At 69.5% G+C, this 14,536-nt stretch carries 11 protein-coding genes; 8 read left to right on the top strand and 3 right to left on the bottom strand.

Annotated elements, in window-relative coordinates; genetic code table 11:
- Positions 1-15 precede the first annotated feature (15 nt).
- Both E4V01_RS06005 and E4V01_RS06000 read right to left on the bottom strand, forming a co-directional pair.
- Positions 16-765: an SDR family NAD(P)-dependent oxidoreductase gene (locus tag E4V01_RS06005; protein ID WP_060769657.1), complete on the bottom strand. Its 750-nt coding sequence runs from the start codon at positions 763-765 to the stop codon at positions 16-18.
- A gap of 242 nt (positions 766-1,007) precedes the next feature.
- Positions 1,008-1,952 carry a LysR substrate-binding domain-containing protein gene (locus E4V01_RS06000; RefSeq protein WP_135297718.1) on the bottom strand — a complete coding sequence of 315 codons (945 nt, stop codon included), beginning with the start codon at positions 1,950-1,952 and terminating at the stop codon, positions 1,008-1,010.
- Positions 1,953-2,485: 533 nt separating this feature from the next.
- Here E4V01_RS06000 and E4V01_RS05995 point away from each other — a divergent pair.
- On the top strand, positions 2,486-3,766 hold the full coding sequence (locus E4V01_RS05995) for an FAD-dependent monooxygenase (protein ID WP_135297717.1): 1,281 nt from the start codon (positions 2,486-2,488) through the stop codon (positions 3,764-3,766).
- Positions 3,767-4,042: 276 nt separating this feature from the next.
- Here E4V01_RS05995 and E4V01_RS05990 read toward each other — a convergent pair whose 3' ends face one another.
- Complete coding sequence (locus E4V01_RS05990; RefSeq protein WP_135297716.1) at positions 4,043-5,182, bottom strand: HPP family protein; 1,140 nt, start codon at positions 5,180-5,182, stop codon at positions 4,043-4,045.
- A gap of 332 nt (positions 5,183-5,514) precedes the next feature.
- Between E4V01_RS05990 and frr the strand changes: the two genes are divergently transcribed.
- The 7 genes from frr to lpxD all read left to right on the top strand — a co-directional run bounded on the left by frr (position 5,515) and on the right by lpxD (position 14,504).
- Complete coding sequence (frr, locus tag E4V01_RS05985) at positions 5,515-6,078, top strand: ribosome recycling factor (protein WP_060769654.1); 564 nt, start codon at positions 5,515-5,517, stop codon at positions 6,076-6,078.
- A 70-nt stretch (positions 6,079-6,148) separates the two neighbouring features.
- Positions 6,149-6,931 carry an isoprenyl transferase gene (locus E4V01_RS05980; protein WP_135297715.1) on the top strand — a complete coding sequence of 261 codons (783 nt, stop codon included), beginning with the start codon at positions 6,149-6,151 and terminating at the stop codon, positions 6,929-6,931.
- Complete coding sequence (locus E4V01_RS05975; protein WP_135297714.1) at positions 6,928-7,788, top strand: phosphatidate cytidylyltransferase; 861 nt, start codon at positions 6,928-6,930, stop codon at positions 7,786-7,788. Before E4V01_RS05980 ends, E4V01_RS05975 begins: the two co-directional genes overlap by 4 nt.
- A 14-nt stretch (positions 7,789-7,802) precedes the next feature.
- Positions 7,803-8,993: a 1-deoxy-D-xylulose-5-phosphate reductoisomerase gene (gene dxr / locus E4V01_RS05970; protein ID WP_135297713.1), complete on the top strand. Its 1,191-nt coding sequence runs from the start codon at positions 7,803-7,805 to the stop codon at positions 8,991-8,993.
- A gap of 203 nt (positions 8,994-9,196) precedes the next feature.
- Positions 9,197-10,357 carry an RIP metalloprotease RseP gene (rseP, locus tag E4V01_RS05965; protein WP_060769650.1) on the top strand — a complete coding sequence of 387 codons (1,161 nt, stop codon included), beginning with the start codon at positions 9,197-9,199 and terminating at the stop codon, positions 10,355-10,357.
- A 360-nt stretch (positions 10,358-10,717) separates the two neighbouring features.
- The gene (gene bamA / locus E4V01_RS05960) at positions 10,718-13,288 is read left to right on the top strand and encodes an outer membrane protein assembly factor BamA (protein ID WP_135297767.1); all 2,571 of its coding nucleotides are present in this window, start codon (positions 10,718-10,720) and stop codon (positions 13,286-13,288) included.
- A gap of 163 nt (positions 13,289-13,451) precedes the next feature.
- A complete protein-coding gene (gene lpxD / locus E4V01_RS05955) occupies positions 13,452-14,504 on the top strand; it encodes a UDP-3-O-(3-hydroxymyristoyl)glucosamine N-acyltransferase (protein WP_135297712.1) in 1,053 nt (350 codons plus the stop codon).
- Positions 14,505-14,536 lie beyond the last annotated feature (32 nt).

Below are 14,536 nucleotides of genomic sequence, written 5' to 3'. Positions count from 1 at the left end.
CTGTGTTCCTTCCGATCAATGGATCAGCATGCCGCCGTTGACGTCGATCACCGCGCCGGTGAGGTAGGCGGACAGGTCGCTGGCGAGGAACAGGCAGACATTGGCCACGTCGTCGGCGACGCCGAGGCGGCCGAGGGGGATGCCGCTGACGATCTCGGCGCGCATCGCGTCGGTGAGCTTGCCGGCGGTGATGTCGGTCTGAATCAGGCCGGGCGTCACCGAATTCACCCGGATGCCGTCGGAGCCGAGTTCGCGCGCCATCGCCTTGGCGAGGCCGAGCACGCCCGCCTTGGCTGCACTATAGTGCGGACCGCCGAAGATGCCGCCGCCGCGCTGGGCCGAGACCGAGGACATGCAGACGATCGCGCCGGTGCGCTGGCGGCGCATGGCGGGGATCACCGCCTGGCTCATGTAGAGGGTGCCACGCAGGTTGACGTCGGTGACGGCCTCGTAGTGCGCCGCCTCGATCTCCATCAGCTTCAGGGGCTGCGAGATGCCGGCATTGTTCACGAGGACATCGATCCGCCCGGCCTGGGCGATCACCTCGTCGGCGGCGGCCTGGCAGGCCGCCCGGTCGGCGACGTCGCAGGCGAGCCCGAAATGCCCCGGACCGATCTCGCGCCCTGCCGCCTCGGCCTGGCCGGCGTCGAGATCGAGGATGACCACCCGCCCGCCCTGGGCCGCGAACAGGCGTGCCGTGGCCTTGCCGATGCCGCGCGCGGAGGCCGCGCCGGTGATCACACAGACTTTGTCCTTCAGAAGCATGTCTCTCTCCCTGCGCGGCGGCGATGCTTCCGCTCCAGCGCTCGGCCTGTTGGGAGATGGGAGATCCGCCGATTTGCCGGGCCCGCCGCTGAGCCTCGACAAGATGCCCGGGCTTGTCCGCACTACAGCGGCGCTGCCGGGGCCGGCTGCAATTCGTTTCCTCTCATCTCATTGATGAGAAAGATGATGCATGGGCCCATAATGCAGCAAACGCGAAGTTTTCAGCCCCAGGTGAATTTCGTTCACCTTGCCGGGGCCGGCTGCTGCGCCCGCACGGATTGCGGCGTCTCCGGGGGCAGTTCCGGGGGCAACGCCACACGCAGTTCCGCGGCGAGCCACCGCGCAAACACGCAGAGCGGCGTTCGGCGCCGCATCAGGGCCGGGAAGACGAGGTAATGACCGGTATAGTCGACGTTGGAGGCCCGCTCGGCGAGCGGCGCGACGAGGCGCCCGCTCGCCAATTCCCGTTCGGCCAGAAGCGTGGATTCCAGGGCGATGCCGAGATCGTCGGCCGCCGCCGTGATGGCGAGGAAGCTGCGGTCGAAGCGAAGGCCGGCGGAGGGTGGGGCGCGCAATCCGTTGCGCTCGAACCAGAGCGGCCAGCGCACGAGCTTGTTGTCGCTCTGGATCAGCGGCTGGCCGGGAAGGTCGGCGGCCTCGCGTATCCTGCGGGCGCGCTCGGGGGTGCAGAGCGGTGTCACCGTTTCCTGGCCGAGCGGCATGACGATGAGCCCCTCGCCGCGCGGCGGACCGTAGACGATGTCGGCATCGAACTCGTCGGTGATGAAGCGGGCGTAATCCATGCCGGCGGCGAGCCGCACCTCGAAGTCGGGATGGCTGGCCATGAAGCGGGCCAAGCGCGGTGTCAGCCACTGCGCGGCGAAGCTCGGGGCGCAGTGCAGACGCAGCAATTGCGGGGCCCGCGTCGCGACGAGGTCGAAGCCCCGGTTCATCTCTTCGAAGGCGCGGCTGACATGTTCCAGAAGGGCCTCGCCGGCTGCCGTCAGGGCGATGCCGTGGCTGTCACGCTCGAATAACGCCACGCCGAGGGCCTGCTCCAGCTTGCGCACCGCGTGGCTGACGGCACTCGCGCTGAGATTGAGCTCGCTCGCCGCGTCCTTGAACGAACGGCGGCGCGCGGCGGCCTCGAACGTCCGGACGGCGGAGAGCGGAACAGGTGGGCGCATCGTGACTACGATGAGGCAGGCGCCCCCGCCTGACAATCTCCGATAGAACGGGAAGGGACAGCCCGACGATCACGGGGTTTCGTCCGACAAACGGATGCAAGCGGCGAAACCATCGACACGATTGATCCGGACAAACCCGACCATCCGGGAAAACCGCCCAGTCAAAGCGGGCTGAACCCTCCCGCCGGCACAGGCGGCACCTCGCCTCCCACCCGGCCCCATCGACGCTGAGGTTTCGATGGATCGGCCGAGTCCTCCTTCTCAAGACGTCTTCCGTCTCAAGACGCCGTCCCTCTCAAGACGCCGTCCCTCTCGAGGCGCAGGAGCGGAGATCGGGGGACGTTGCGGTTGGCCCGGCGATCGGTCACGGCTGTCGCCGCCTGCCGCAGGCGGCGTGACAGTCCGGCGGCGTTGTCCCGCAGCCTCCGGTCGCTCGCGCGGGATGCGGACGGGCGCCGGGCGCGATATCACCGGTTCGACCGCCTCTCCCGCTCCGGACGGGGCGGAAGAGGGACGCCCATGAGGGTCACGAGATGAGCGCAACGAATCGTCCCCCTCGGGATCGCCGCGCCGGCAGCCGCGGCCTGCTCGTTGCCGGGGCCGGCATTCCGGGGCTGACCCTGGCGGTCGCCCTGAAGCAGGCGCACGGGCCGGCGCTCGACCTGACGGTCTGCGATCCGGGCCTGGAGGCCGGCGCGGCGCGCCATCGCGGGCGCGCCTACGCCGTGGCGGCCGGACCGCGGCGGATGTTCGAGCGGCTCGGGCTCTGGTCGCGGATCGAACCGGCGGCGGAGCCGATGCGCCGGCTGGTCATCAGCGACAGCCGGGTCGGCGATCCGGTGCGGCCGGTCTTCCTCACCTTCGGGGACGGAACGGAGGCGCGCGACACGGGCGAGCCCTTCGCCCACATGGTCGAGGCCGAGCCGATGGTCGCCGTGCTGCTCGACGCCGCGCGGGAAACGGGCGTCCGCCTCGCCGCCGCGGGCGTCGCCGCCGCCGTGCCGGGCGCGCGCGCGACCCGGGTGACCCTGAGCGACGGCAGCGTCGAGGAGGTCGCGCTCGTGGTAGCCGCCGACGGGGCGCGCTCGGCCCTGCGCGAGGCCGCCGGCATCGGCTGGGTCGGCTGGTCCTACCCGCAATCGGGGATCGTCGCGACGATTCAGCATGCCCGCGACCATGAGGGCCGCGCCTTCGAGCATTTCCTGCCGAGCGGCCCGTTCGCGATCCTGCCGCTCAAGGCGGGAGGCGCACTCGGCCACCGCTCCTCCATCGTCTGGACCGAACGCAGCGCCGATGTGCCGGCCCTGCTCGGCGGGGATGCCGCCGAGACGCTGGCCGAGATCGAGCGCCGGTTCGGGGCCGAACTCGGGCGCATCGCCCTGGAGCATGGGCCGAGTGCCCATCCGCTGCATCTCGGCCTCGCCCGCAGCTTCCGGGCGCCCCGCCTCGCGCTGCTGGGGGACGCCGCCCACGTCATCCATCCGCTGGCGGGCCAGGGGCTCAATCTCGCCCTCGCCGGGGCGGCGGCCCTGGCCGAGGCGGTGACCGGTGCCCTGCGGCTCGGGCTCGATCCCGGCGCGGATGCGGTCTTGCGCGATTACGAGCAGGCGCGCCGCTTCGATACCGTGGCGATGGCGGCGGCGACCGATGGGCTCAACCGCCTGTTCTCGAACGACAGCATGGCGCTGCGGCTCACCCGCGACTTCGGCCTCGGTCTCGTCGATCGGATGCCGGGCCTGAAGCGCTTCTTCATCGGCCAGGCATCGGCGCTGCGGGGCGGGACTCCGCGCCTGCTGCGGGGTGAAGCCCTGTGAGGCGGGCGCCGGTCACGGCTTATGCAGGCGGGAGAATTGCCACGTCAGCATCATGCTCGAGGCCATCAGGGCCGCGTAGAGCATCTGAAGAAGCGGACCGTCTTGCATCGGCTCAATCCTGCGGACGTGGCAGCGCCAGGAAAGAGTGAGTTCTGGCAACAACCGGGCCAACTTCCGGCGGGGTGTCGCAGACGATGGTGCTCCGGCGGCCGAGCGGTCCCGGGCGTGAGCGTTTCGACGGGTCGATAAAGGCGTGCTCTCGGGCCGCGCCGGCCGCTACGGTGAGCCCGGATCGGGCAGCGCGAACGCCTTGGCGGAGAGCAGGCGCATCAGGGTCGCGAGCAGATCGGTCTGGGTGATGATTCCCAGCACGCGCCGGTCGTCGGCAGTGACGACGACCGCATGGGCATGACCGTCCGTCAGGTCGTTCACCAGCGCGATCACCGGGTCGTCCGGCCCGGTGGTCCTGGCCTCGGACATCACCTGCGCCAGCCCCACCCCGCCGTGCAGCGTCAGCTCGCGCAGGCCGATCGTACCGGCGAGCCGGCCTGCGCGGTCGATGACGGGAAGGGTCCTGATGTTGTGGGCGATCAGAAGCTCCCGTGCCCGCTCGGCGCTGCCGTCGAGCCCGATGGTGACGACGTCCCGTGACATCACCTCACCGCAGGTCAGATCCCCCCGCGCACGCACGAGGGCGTGGAGTTCGACCTGCCGGAGCAGGCGGTCCAGATCGGCGCGGTCGATGTCCAGCGTCTCGTCCAGCGCGACCAGGGCCGCATCGACATCTTCAGGCCGGAAGCCGACCCGGAGCGGGGCCGGCAAATCCCCCGTGCCATGCGTGTTCACCGGCGTGGCAACGGCGACGTGCGGGTAGTTGCGGCGCGAGAGCTTGTGAAAGCCGATGCCGAGCGCAACGAGAATGACCGAGTTCAGGCCGACCGGGAAAAGCGGGAACAGGAAGCCCGCCGACGTGACGGCCGGTCCACCGATGAGTGCGGTCAAGGCGGCGGCCCCGCCCGGCGGGTGAAGACACCGGGTCAGCGACATCGCCGCGATCGCAAGGGAAACGCCGACGCCGATCGCGATGACCGGATCGGGAATGAGGTGCGCGGCAAGCACGCCCATGAACGCGGAGATGGTGTTGCCGCCGATGACCGACCAGGGCTGGGCGAGCGGACTGGCGGGCACGGCGAAGATCAGCACCGCCGACGCCCCCATCGGCGCGACGATCAACGGGATGTGGGGGCCTTCTCCGAAGAACCAGCCGCAAACCAAGCCGGTGAGCGTGATGCCCGCAAGAGCACCCAGGCACGCGATCAGGCGCTCACGCAGGGTCGCGCCGGCCAGGATCGGCCTGAACATCCGGAATCCGTGCGATCGTGCAGCGCGTTGTTCGGGGCCACCGGGGTTGGGCATCCTCGCGCGTCCCTCGCTTCTCGACCGATATCGGCACTGCCGGTTCCGCAGGCAGATGCTCCACCTGTCGGCTCGAGGCTCTGGTATACCACATACAATCCAACGGATCGCCAGCGGATTTGCAACATGCATAGGCACGTTGCCCTTCGGCGAGGCAGGTCAGGCTCGGCCTCACCGTTAAAGGATACACCGTCGCGCGGCGGCGGCGCCTGAAGCCGGCCGGTGCCCAACCGCATTTGCGGCCACCCGGTTTTTCGTTCATGTAGCGGCACCGCGCGCCGGGCGCGTCCGCGCGCCGATCTGCCACCCGAACGCATCGGGACTTTGAACCTATGGCCACACCGGAATTCGACCTGGGCGACATCAAGCGCCGCATGCAGGGTGCCGTCAGTTCTCTGAGCAAGGATCTGGGATCGCTGCGCACGGGCCGCGCGACACCGAGCCTGCTCGATCCGATCCAGGTCGAGGCCTACGGCTCCTCGATGCCGATGGCCCAGGTCGCGACCGTCAGCGTGCCGGAGCCGCGGCTTCTCTCGATCTCGGTCTGGGACCGTTCGATGGTCACCAACGTCGAGAAGGCGATCCGTGAATCCGACCTCGGCCTCAACCCGATGACGGAAGGCCAGACCATCCGCCTGCGCATCCCCGAGATGAACGAGCAGCGCCGCAAGGAGATGGTCAAGGTCGCCCACAAGTACACGGAGGAGGCCCGGGTCGCCGTGCGCCACGTGCGCCGGGACGGGCTCGACATCCTCAAGAAGCTCGAGAAGGACGGCGCCATCAGCCAGGACGACGAGAAGCGTCAGGCCGCCGAGGTGCAGAAGGCCACCGACGACGCGATCAGCGAGATCGACGGCGTGCTGGCGAGCAAGGAAAAGGAAATCATGCAGGTCTGACACCCGGCCTGCACTGAACCGAGACGGGTGGGGCCGCGCCGAACCGCGGCGGCGAGAGGAGGAGGCTGCGTTGGTTCGCTCGGACGGCGCGCGGCAGATCGGGGAGGTGGCGGATGCCGCCCCCGGAAGCGCGGGACAGCCGGTGCCGCGCCACGTCGCCATCATCATGGACGGCAACGGCCGCTGGGCCGCAAGCCGGGGCCTGCCCCGTTTCGAAGGTCATCGACGCGGCGTCGAGGCGGTCCGCCGAACGGTGCGCTCCGCCATCACCCTCGGCATCGACTATCTCACGATCTACAGCTTTTCCTCCGAGAACTGGCGCCGCCCTCCCTCGGAAATTTCCGAGCTGATGGGCCTGCTCAAACTGTTCGTCCGCGGTGATCTCGCCGACCTCAACGCCAACAACGTCCGCATCCGGGTGATCGGCGACCGTGCCGACCTCTCGGCGGACATCGCGAGCCTGCTCGACGAGGCGGAGGCGCGCACCCGCGCCAATACAGGCCTGACCCTGGTCGTTGCCTTCAATTACGGCGGGCGCCAGGAAATCCTGCGCGCGGTGCGGCGCATCGCGACGGCCGTCGCCGAGGGGCGACTGCGGGCCGACGAGATCGAGCTGCCGACCATCACCGAGGCGCTCGACACCGCCGGCATTCCCGACCCGGACCTCGTGATCCGCACCTCGGGCGAGCAGCGCCTCTCGAACTTCCTGACATGGCAGACGGCTTACGCCGAGTACGTGATCGAGCCGGGCTTCTGGCCGGATTTCGACCATACCGCGTTCCTCGCCGCCGTCACCGAGTACCACCGCCGCGACCGCCGCTTCGGCGGCCTCAGCGCCGGAGCCGGCCGATGACGGGCGACGAAGCGGTTTCCCCGGCCCGGCGTGCGCCCTTCGCCAACCGCGAATTCGGCCTGCGCGTCGCCTCGGCGCTGGTGCTCGGCACCGTCGTGCTCGGCACGCTCCTCGTCGGCGGCTGGGCTTTTGCCGGCATCTGGCTGATCGCGGGCGTCGTCGGCGCTGCCGAATGGCTCGCCATGACGCGCTCCGAGCCGCTGCTGCCGCTGCTGGGCCTGACCGGGGCGACGCTGTTCGGCGTGCTCGCCGCGGTGCTGCTCGGCGCGCCCGTCTGGGTTCCGGTTCTCCTCCTGCTCGCCGGCAGCCTCGGTCTCTTCGCCCTCGGGCACGGCCCCGGCCGGCGCAAGCCGATCTGGGGCCTTCTCGGCGGCGCCGTGGTCGTCCTGGTGCCGACGCTGCTGCGGATCGACCCCGAGATCGGCATCGTCGGACCGGCCTGGATGTTCGCGGTGGTCTGGTCCACCGACAGCGTCGCCTACTTCACCGGCCGCCTGATCGGCGGGCCGAAGCTGATGCCGCGGGTGAGCCCGAAGAAGACGTGGTCCGGCGCGCTCGGCGGCCTCGCCGCGGGGATCGTCGGCGGAACCGTCACCGTGCTCGTCGCCCGCGGTCAGGGGTGGGACGCGCTGCCCGCCGTCTCGCTCCCCCTGGTCGCGGCGCTGAGCGGCCTCGCCTCGATCCTGTCGCAAGGGGGCGATCTCGTTGAGTCCGCCCTCAAGCGGCGCTACGGCGTCAAGGATTCCGGCCGCTCGATCCCCGGCCATGGCGGCGTCATGGACCGGCTCGACGGCTTCTTCGCCGTCGCCGGGCTCGCCGGCCTGTGCCTTGTCGCCCTGCGGCTTCTGAAAGTCTGAACGGAACCGATCCCGTGAGCCTCACCGTCACCGTCCTCGGCGCCACCGGCTCGATCGGCCGCTCGACCACGGACCTCCTCACCCAGCATCCGGGCCGCTTCCGCGTCGGCGCGCTCGTCGGCGGCAAGGATGCCGCGGCCCTGGCCAAGCTCGCCCTTGAGATGCGGCCGGATTTCGCCGCGCTCGCCGACGAGAGCGCCGGCCCGGCTTTGGCCGAGGCGCTCGCGGGCTCCGGCATCCCGAACGGGGCCGGCGAGAATGCGGTGCTGGAGGCGGTCGCCCGCGAGGCCGACATCGTCGTCGCGGCGGTCAGCGGCGCGGCGGGCCTCAAGCCCACCCATGCCGCGCTCCGGCTCGGGCGCACCATCGCGCTCGCCAACAAGGAAAGCCTCGTCTGCGCGGGCGACGCCTTCATGCGCGACGCCAAGCGCTACGGCGCCCGCATCCTGCCGGTGGATTCCGAGCACAATGCGCTCGCCCAGGCGATGGGCGACGGCCGCGTGTCCGACATCGCCCGGATGACGCTGACCGCCTCGGGTGGCCCGTTCCGCACCTGGACCCGCGAGCGCATCGCCGCCGCGACCCCGGCCGAGGCCGCCGCCCACCCGACCTGGTCGATGGGCATGAAGATCAACATCGATTCCGCCTCCCTGATGAACAAGGGACTGGAACTGATCGAGGCCCACCACCTCTTCGCCATCGAGGCCGAACGGCTCGACGTGATCGTCCACCCGCAATCGATCGTGCACGGGCTGATCGCGTGGCGCGACGGCGCGGTGACGGCGGGACTCGCCATGCCCGACATGCGGGTGCCGATCGCCCACTGCCTCGGCCTCGGCGACCGTCTGGAGATCGCCCGCGGGCGGCCGCTCGATCTGGCTGTGACCGGCAGTCTCACCTTCGAGCCGGCCGACGAGGCCCGCTTCCCCTGCCTGCGCGTCGCCCGCGCCGCGCTCGCCGAGGGCGGCGCGGCGCCCACCGTGATGAACGCCGCCAACGAGATCGCGGTCGCCGCCTTCATCCGCGGCGCGATCCCCTTCTACGGCATCGCCGAGCTGGTCGAGCGGGCGGTCGAGCACTTCGCCGGCGAGTTCCGCCGTGCGCCGGAGGACGTGGAAGAGGCGCTGGCCATCGACGCGCGGGTGCGCGCCTGGAGCCTGGAGGCGGTGCCGGCCATCCGCGCCGAGGGCCGAGCCGAGAATTAACCTTTACGAAGTGTTGTCGGGGACGGAAAACCCGGCCCCAGGGGTGTGTACGCGATTAGATCTCGCGCTCGAACGTGAGGCGTGCGACGATCCGCGACTTGCCGGCCATGGGCTCGCCCTGTCAGGGCGGACGGTTGAGACAGGGATTCGCGCTTGACGCGCACGGATCCCGTACGTGGGTCGCGGCCTGAAGGATAACGGCCATGGAATTCTTGAGCGGCATGGGCGGCAACGCCGCCGGCTTCTTCGGCGCGGTGATCCCGTTCCTGATCGTGCTGACGATCGTCGTGTTCGTGCACGAAATGGGCCATTTCCTGGTCGGGCGCTGGTGCGGCGTCGGCGTCACCGCCTTCTCCATCGGCTTCGGCCCGGAGATCATCGGCTTCAACGACCGGCGGGGCACCCGCTGGAAACTCTCGGCGATCCCGCTCGGCGGCTACGTGAAATTCGTGGGCGATGCCAACGGTGCCAGCGTGCCCGACCCGGAGGCGGTCGCCCGCATGAGCCCGCACGAGCGGGCGGTGAGCTTCCCGACCCAACCCGTGGCCAAGCGCGCAGCCATCGTCGCCGCCGGCCCCATCGCCAACTTCATCCTGGCCATCGCCGTCTTCGCGGGCGCGATCTATGTCGGCGGCCGCTACGAGACGCCGGCGCGCGTCGAGGCGGTACAGCCGAACAGCGCCGCCGCGCGGGCGGGCTTCCAGCCCGGCGACGTGATCCGCACGATCGACGGCCAGACCGTCAACACCTTCAACGATATGCAGCGCGTCGTCTCGGCCGCCGCCGGCTCCTCGCTGGCGGTGACCGTGGATCGCTCCGGCCAGGTCCAGACCCTGACCGCCGTGCCGGACATGATCGAGGAGCGCACGCCCTTCGGCCGCCACCGCTTCGGCCGGCTCGGCATCAACGGGCCGAACGCCGGCGCAGCCAAGCTGGTGCATTACGGCCCCTTCGAGTCCCTGAAGCTCGGCGTCCACGAGACCGCCTTCGTGGTGGAACGCACCTTCGACTACATCGGCAAGCTCGTCACCGGGCGCGAATCCGCCGACCAGCTCTCCGGCCCGATCGGCATCGCCCGGGTCTCGGGCGAGGTGGCGCGCGTCGGCGGCGTCGGCGGGCTGATCGGGCTGGTCGCACTCCTGTCGGTCTCGATCGGGCTGCTCAACCTGTTCCCGATCCCGCTCCTCGATGGGGGCCACCTGCTGTTCTACGCCTTCGAGGCGGTGCGCGGACGCCCCCTGAGCGAGCGGGCGCAGGAGATCGGCTTCCGCATCGGGCTGGCTTTCGTGCTGATGCTGATGCTGTTCGCCGCCTGGAACGACATCCTCAATCTCGGTGCCTCGCTGAGCCAGCGCGGCACCTGACCCGACCTCTCTTCCCCGCCCCTTCCCTGCCCCGTATCGACGGCCCGGCGACCCCGCCGGGCCGTTAGCTTTTGCGGTGAACGCCGCCTTACTACGATCAGAACGCGAACCGGAAAGTCGTGTTGTCGATCATATTTACGCCCTATTCACGCTAATCTGAGATCCCGTGAAAAGGTGCTTCGTCGTTAAGTGGCGCGAAGGCCACGACCCCTCAAAATCCTGGTATGTCGGACGGCCGCCGCGTTTGCTTCGTGGGGGAATCCCGATACAAGCGTGGCCGGGACCAGAGGGCGGTGAGCCTTAAGGGCGGCTGCCTGCGGGTGCGAACCCGTGCTGAGACAAAAAGAGACGGGCGATTACATGATGTCGATGACGGGAAAGCGCCGGCGAAAGTCGGCGGAGCGTGCCATCGTTCTGGTCGCCACCGCCGCCACCGTGATCCTCGGCGGCGCGGCCGCGCAGGCGCAGCAGGTCGTCGTCGAAGGCAACCGTCGGGTCGATTCCGACACGATCCGCTCCTACGTCACCGGCACCGCCACCGGGTCTCCCGAGGAGGCGCGGCGCAACCTTCTCGCCACCGGCCTTTTCTCCGACGTGCAGGTCTCCGGCCGCGGCGGCACCACCGTGGTGCGCGTGCGTGAGAACAGCGTCGTCGGCCGTGTCTTCTTCGAGGGCAACAAAAAGGTCGAGAAGGGGACGCTCGAGAGCGTGGTCGAGACCAAGGACCGCGGCGCCCTGAGCCCGGCGGTGATCGCCGCCGACGTCGAGCGCATCCGCGACGTCTACAAGCGCTCGGGCCGCGGCACCGCCAAGGTCAGCTACCGCCTCGTCGACCTGCCGAGCGGCCGCTCCGACGTCATCTTCGCCATCGACGAGGGCGACAAGACCGGCATTCGCGCCATCAACTTCATCGGCAACAAGGCCTACTCGGAATCGACCCTCAAGGGTCTGATGTCCTCCTCCGAGATGAACTTCCTCTCGTTCATCAAGACCTCCGACGTCTTCGATCCCGATCGCATCTCCGCCGATCTCGACCTCGTCCGCCGCTACTACCTCAAGAACGGCTACGCCGACTTCCGCATCGTCAACGCCGATCAGCAATACGTCGAGACGGGCGAGGAGGCCGGCTGGGTCATCAACGTCACCGTCGACGAAGGCGAGCAATACACCGTCGGCGCGGTGGCCGTGGACCCGCGCATCGCCGGCATCGACCGCGAAGCCCTCGACGGGCAGATCCGCGCCCAGGTCGGCGACGTCTACAACGCCGAGGATGTGGAAAAGACGCTCGTCGGCGTCACCAACGAGGTCAACCGCCAGGGCTACCCCTTCGCCCAGGTGCGTCCCACCGGCCAGCGCGACCGCGCCACGCATCAGGTCGCCCTCGGCTTCGTGGTCGAGGACGGACCGCGCGTCTACGTCGAGCGCATCAACATCCGCGGCAACACCCGGACCCGCGACTACGTCATCCGCCGCGAACTCGATCTGACCGAGGGCGATGCCTACAACCGCGTGCTGGTCGATCGCGCCGAGCGCCGGCTGAACGGTCTGGGCTTCTTCAAGAAGGTGCGCTTCTCCAACGAGCCGGGCTCGGCCCCGGACCGGGTGGTCGTGAACATCGACGTCGAGGATCAGCCCACGGGTTCGTTCTCGGTGGCGGGCGGCTACTCCACCCAGGACGGCATCATCGGCGAAGTCTCGGTCTCCGAGTCGAACTTCCTCGGCCGCGGCCAGTACGTGCGCCTCGCGGTGCAGGGCGGCCAGTTCGCCCGCGGCATCGACTTCTCGTTCACCGAGCCGTACTTCCTCGGCTATCGCCTCGCCGCCGGCTTCGACGCCTTCTACAAGTATTCCGACCTGACCCGCTGGTCGCGCTACGAGACGACCGTCTATGGCGGTCAGCTCCGCCTCGGCCTGCCGATCACCGAGGAATTCGGCGTCACCTTCCGCTACTCGATCTACAACACCGAGCTGCGGGTGCCGAACACCATCAAGCGGCCCTACAACGATTGCTCGGTGGCGATCCCCGGCTACACCCGGCCGAACCCTGCTGGAACGATTGATCCCACGACCGGGCAAAACGTGTCCGGCCTTCCGGCCTATCCAGACTGCGCCTTCGACGGCGAGGCCTCGATCGCCCTCAAGGGCCAGCAGGGCAACGTGCTGACCTCGCTGGCGGGCGTCACCCTGGCCTACTCGACCCTCGACAACCTGCAGCGGCCGACCAACGGCTTCTATGGCGAGCTGAAGCCCGACGTCGCCGGCATCGGCGGCGACTCCAAGTTCTTCCGCGTGACGGGCGACGCCCGCTACTACAAGGAACTGTGGGAGGACGTCGTCGGCTTCGTGCGCCTCCAGGGCGGTCACATCTCGAACCTCGACGACCAGCCGCTGCGCATCACCGACCAGTTCTTCCTAGGCCCGTCGCTCGTGCGCGGCTTCGCTCCGAACGGCCTCGGTCCGCGCGACGTCGGTATCGCCGACGCCCGCTCCAACGCCATCGGCGGCACGACCTACTTCGGCGCCACGGTCGAGGTTCAGTTTCCGATCTGGGGTCTGCCGCGGGATCTCGGCCTAAAGGGCGCGGTCTTCGCCGATGCCGGTACGCTGTTCGGCTATGACGGCCGCCGCAACTTCAACGTGAACGGCGATGCGTTCATCAATGGAACGCCCGGCGGTCTGGGCGGCGTCTGTAATTACACGAACCTCGGCGCCGGTGCGATCACGGTCGAGCCCGAATGCGTGAACGTCCGCGACAAGGCGACGATCCGCTCCTCGGTCGGTGCCTCGATCCTGTGGAACTCGCCGCTCGGCCCGATCCGCTTCGACTACGCCTACGCCCTATCGAAGGACGAGGGTGTCCAGACGGCGCTGGGCCGGATCGGCAAGGACCAGCTCCAGGCGTTCCGCTTCTCCGGCGGCTCGCGCTTCTGATCTCCGAAGCATTGGCTTGAAAGAGCCATGCCTGACCGTATCCCGGTCAGGCATGGCTCTTTTGCTTTTTGGTGGCCCGTCAGTTCCACTCCGGGCGGATGCCCCTTCCGACGAAGAGCGCTATAGCGGCGCCCAGCCCCCTCCCCCGCCGGCGTCGAACCTCATGTCAGATCCCGTCTTCATCGCGCCGAAAGGCGGCTTGACCCTCGGCAGCGTCGCCGAGGCCTGTGGCGTCCCGCTCCCCGACGGCGCCGACCCGGCGCAACCCGTCACCGGCGCTGCCCCCCTCGAAAGCGCAGGGCCCACCGAACTCGCCTATATGGACAATGCCCGCTACGGCGACGCGCTGGCGACGACGCGGGCCCTGGCCTGCCTCGTCTCGCCGCGCTTCGCTCCCCGTGTGCCGGCCGGCACGATCGCCCTCGTCACCCGCGATCCCTACCGCGCCTATGCCGGACTGCTGGCACGCCTCTACGAGGAGGCGATGCGGCCGGGCTCGCTGTTTGCCGCCGCCGGGGTATCCCCTGGCGCCCACGTCCACCCGCAGGCGCGGCTGGAAGACGGCGTGCGCATCGATCCCGGTGCCGTCGTCGGCCCCGGCGCCGAGATCGGCGCGGGCACGGTGCTCGGCCCCAACGCCGTGATCGGCCCCAACGTGCGGATCGGCCGTGACTGCTCCATCGGTGCGGGGGCGACCCTGACCCACGCGCTCGTCGGCAACCGCGTCATCGTCCATCCCGGCGCCCGGATCGGCCAGGACGGATTCGGCTTCGCCATGGGCGCGGGCGGCCACATCAAGGTGCCGCAGATCGGCCGCGTCATCATCCAGGACGATGTCGAGATCGGCGCCAACACCACGATCGACCGGGGCGCCTCGCGCGACACGGTGGTCGGCGAGGGCACCAAGATCGATAACCTCGTGCAGATCGCCCACAACGTGGTGATCGGCCGCCACTGCGTGATCGTCTCCGGTGTCGGCATCTCCGGCTCGACCACGCTGGAGGATTACGTCGTGCTCGGCGGCCAAGTCGGCGTCGTCGGCCACCTGCGCATCGGCATGGGCTCGCAGATCGCCGGCTCCTCCAACGTCAACCGCGACGTGCCGCCGGGCTCGCGCTGGGGCGGCACGCCGGCCAAGCCCGTGCGGACGTGGTTCCGCGAGATGACGACGCTGGCCCGCCTTGCCGAACGCGGGGGTAAGGACGAGGCCGAGTGAGATTCAGTGCTCTGCCCTGAGACCCGCCAAAG

This window comes from Methylorubrum sp. Q1 (assembly GCF_004683995.1).
Lineage (GTDB): Bacteria > Pseudomonadota > Alphaproteobacteria > Rhizobiales > Beijerinckiaceae > Methylobacterium.
Note: the sequence above shows the minus strand (reverse complement) of the source record. Positions and strands in the feature narration are given on the sequence as shown.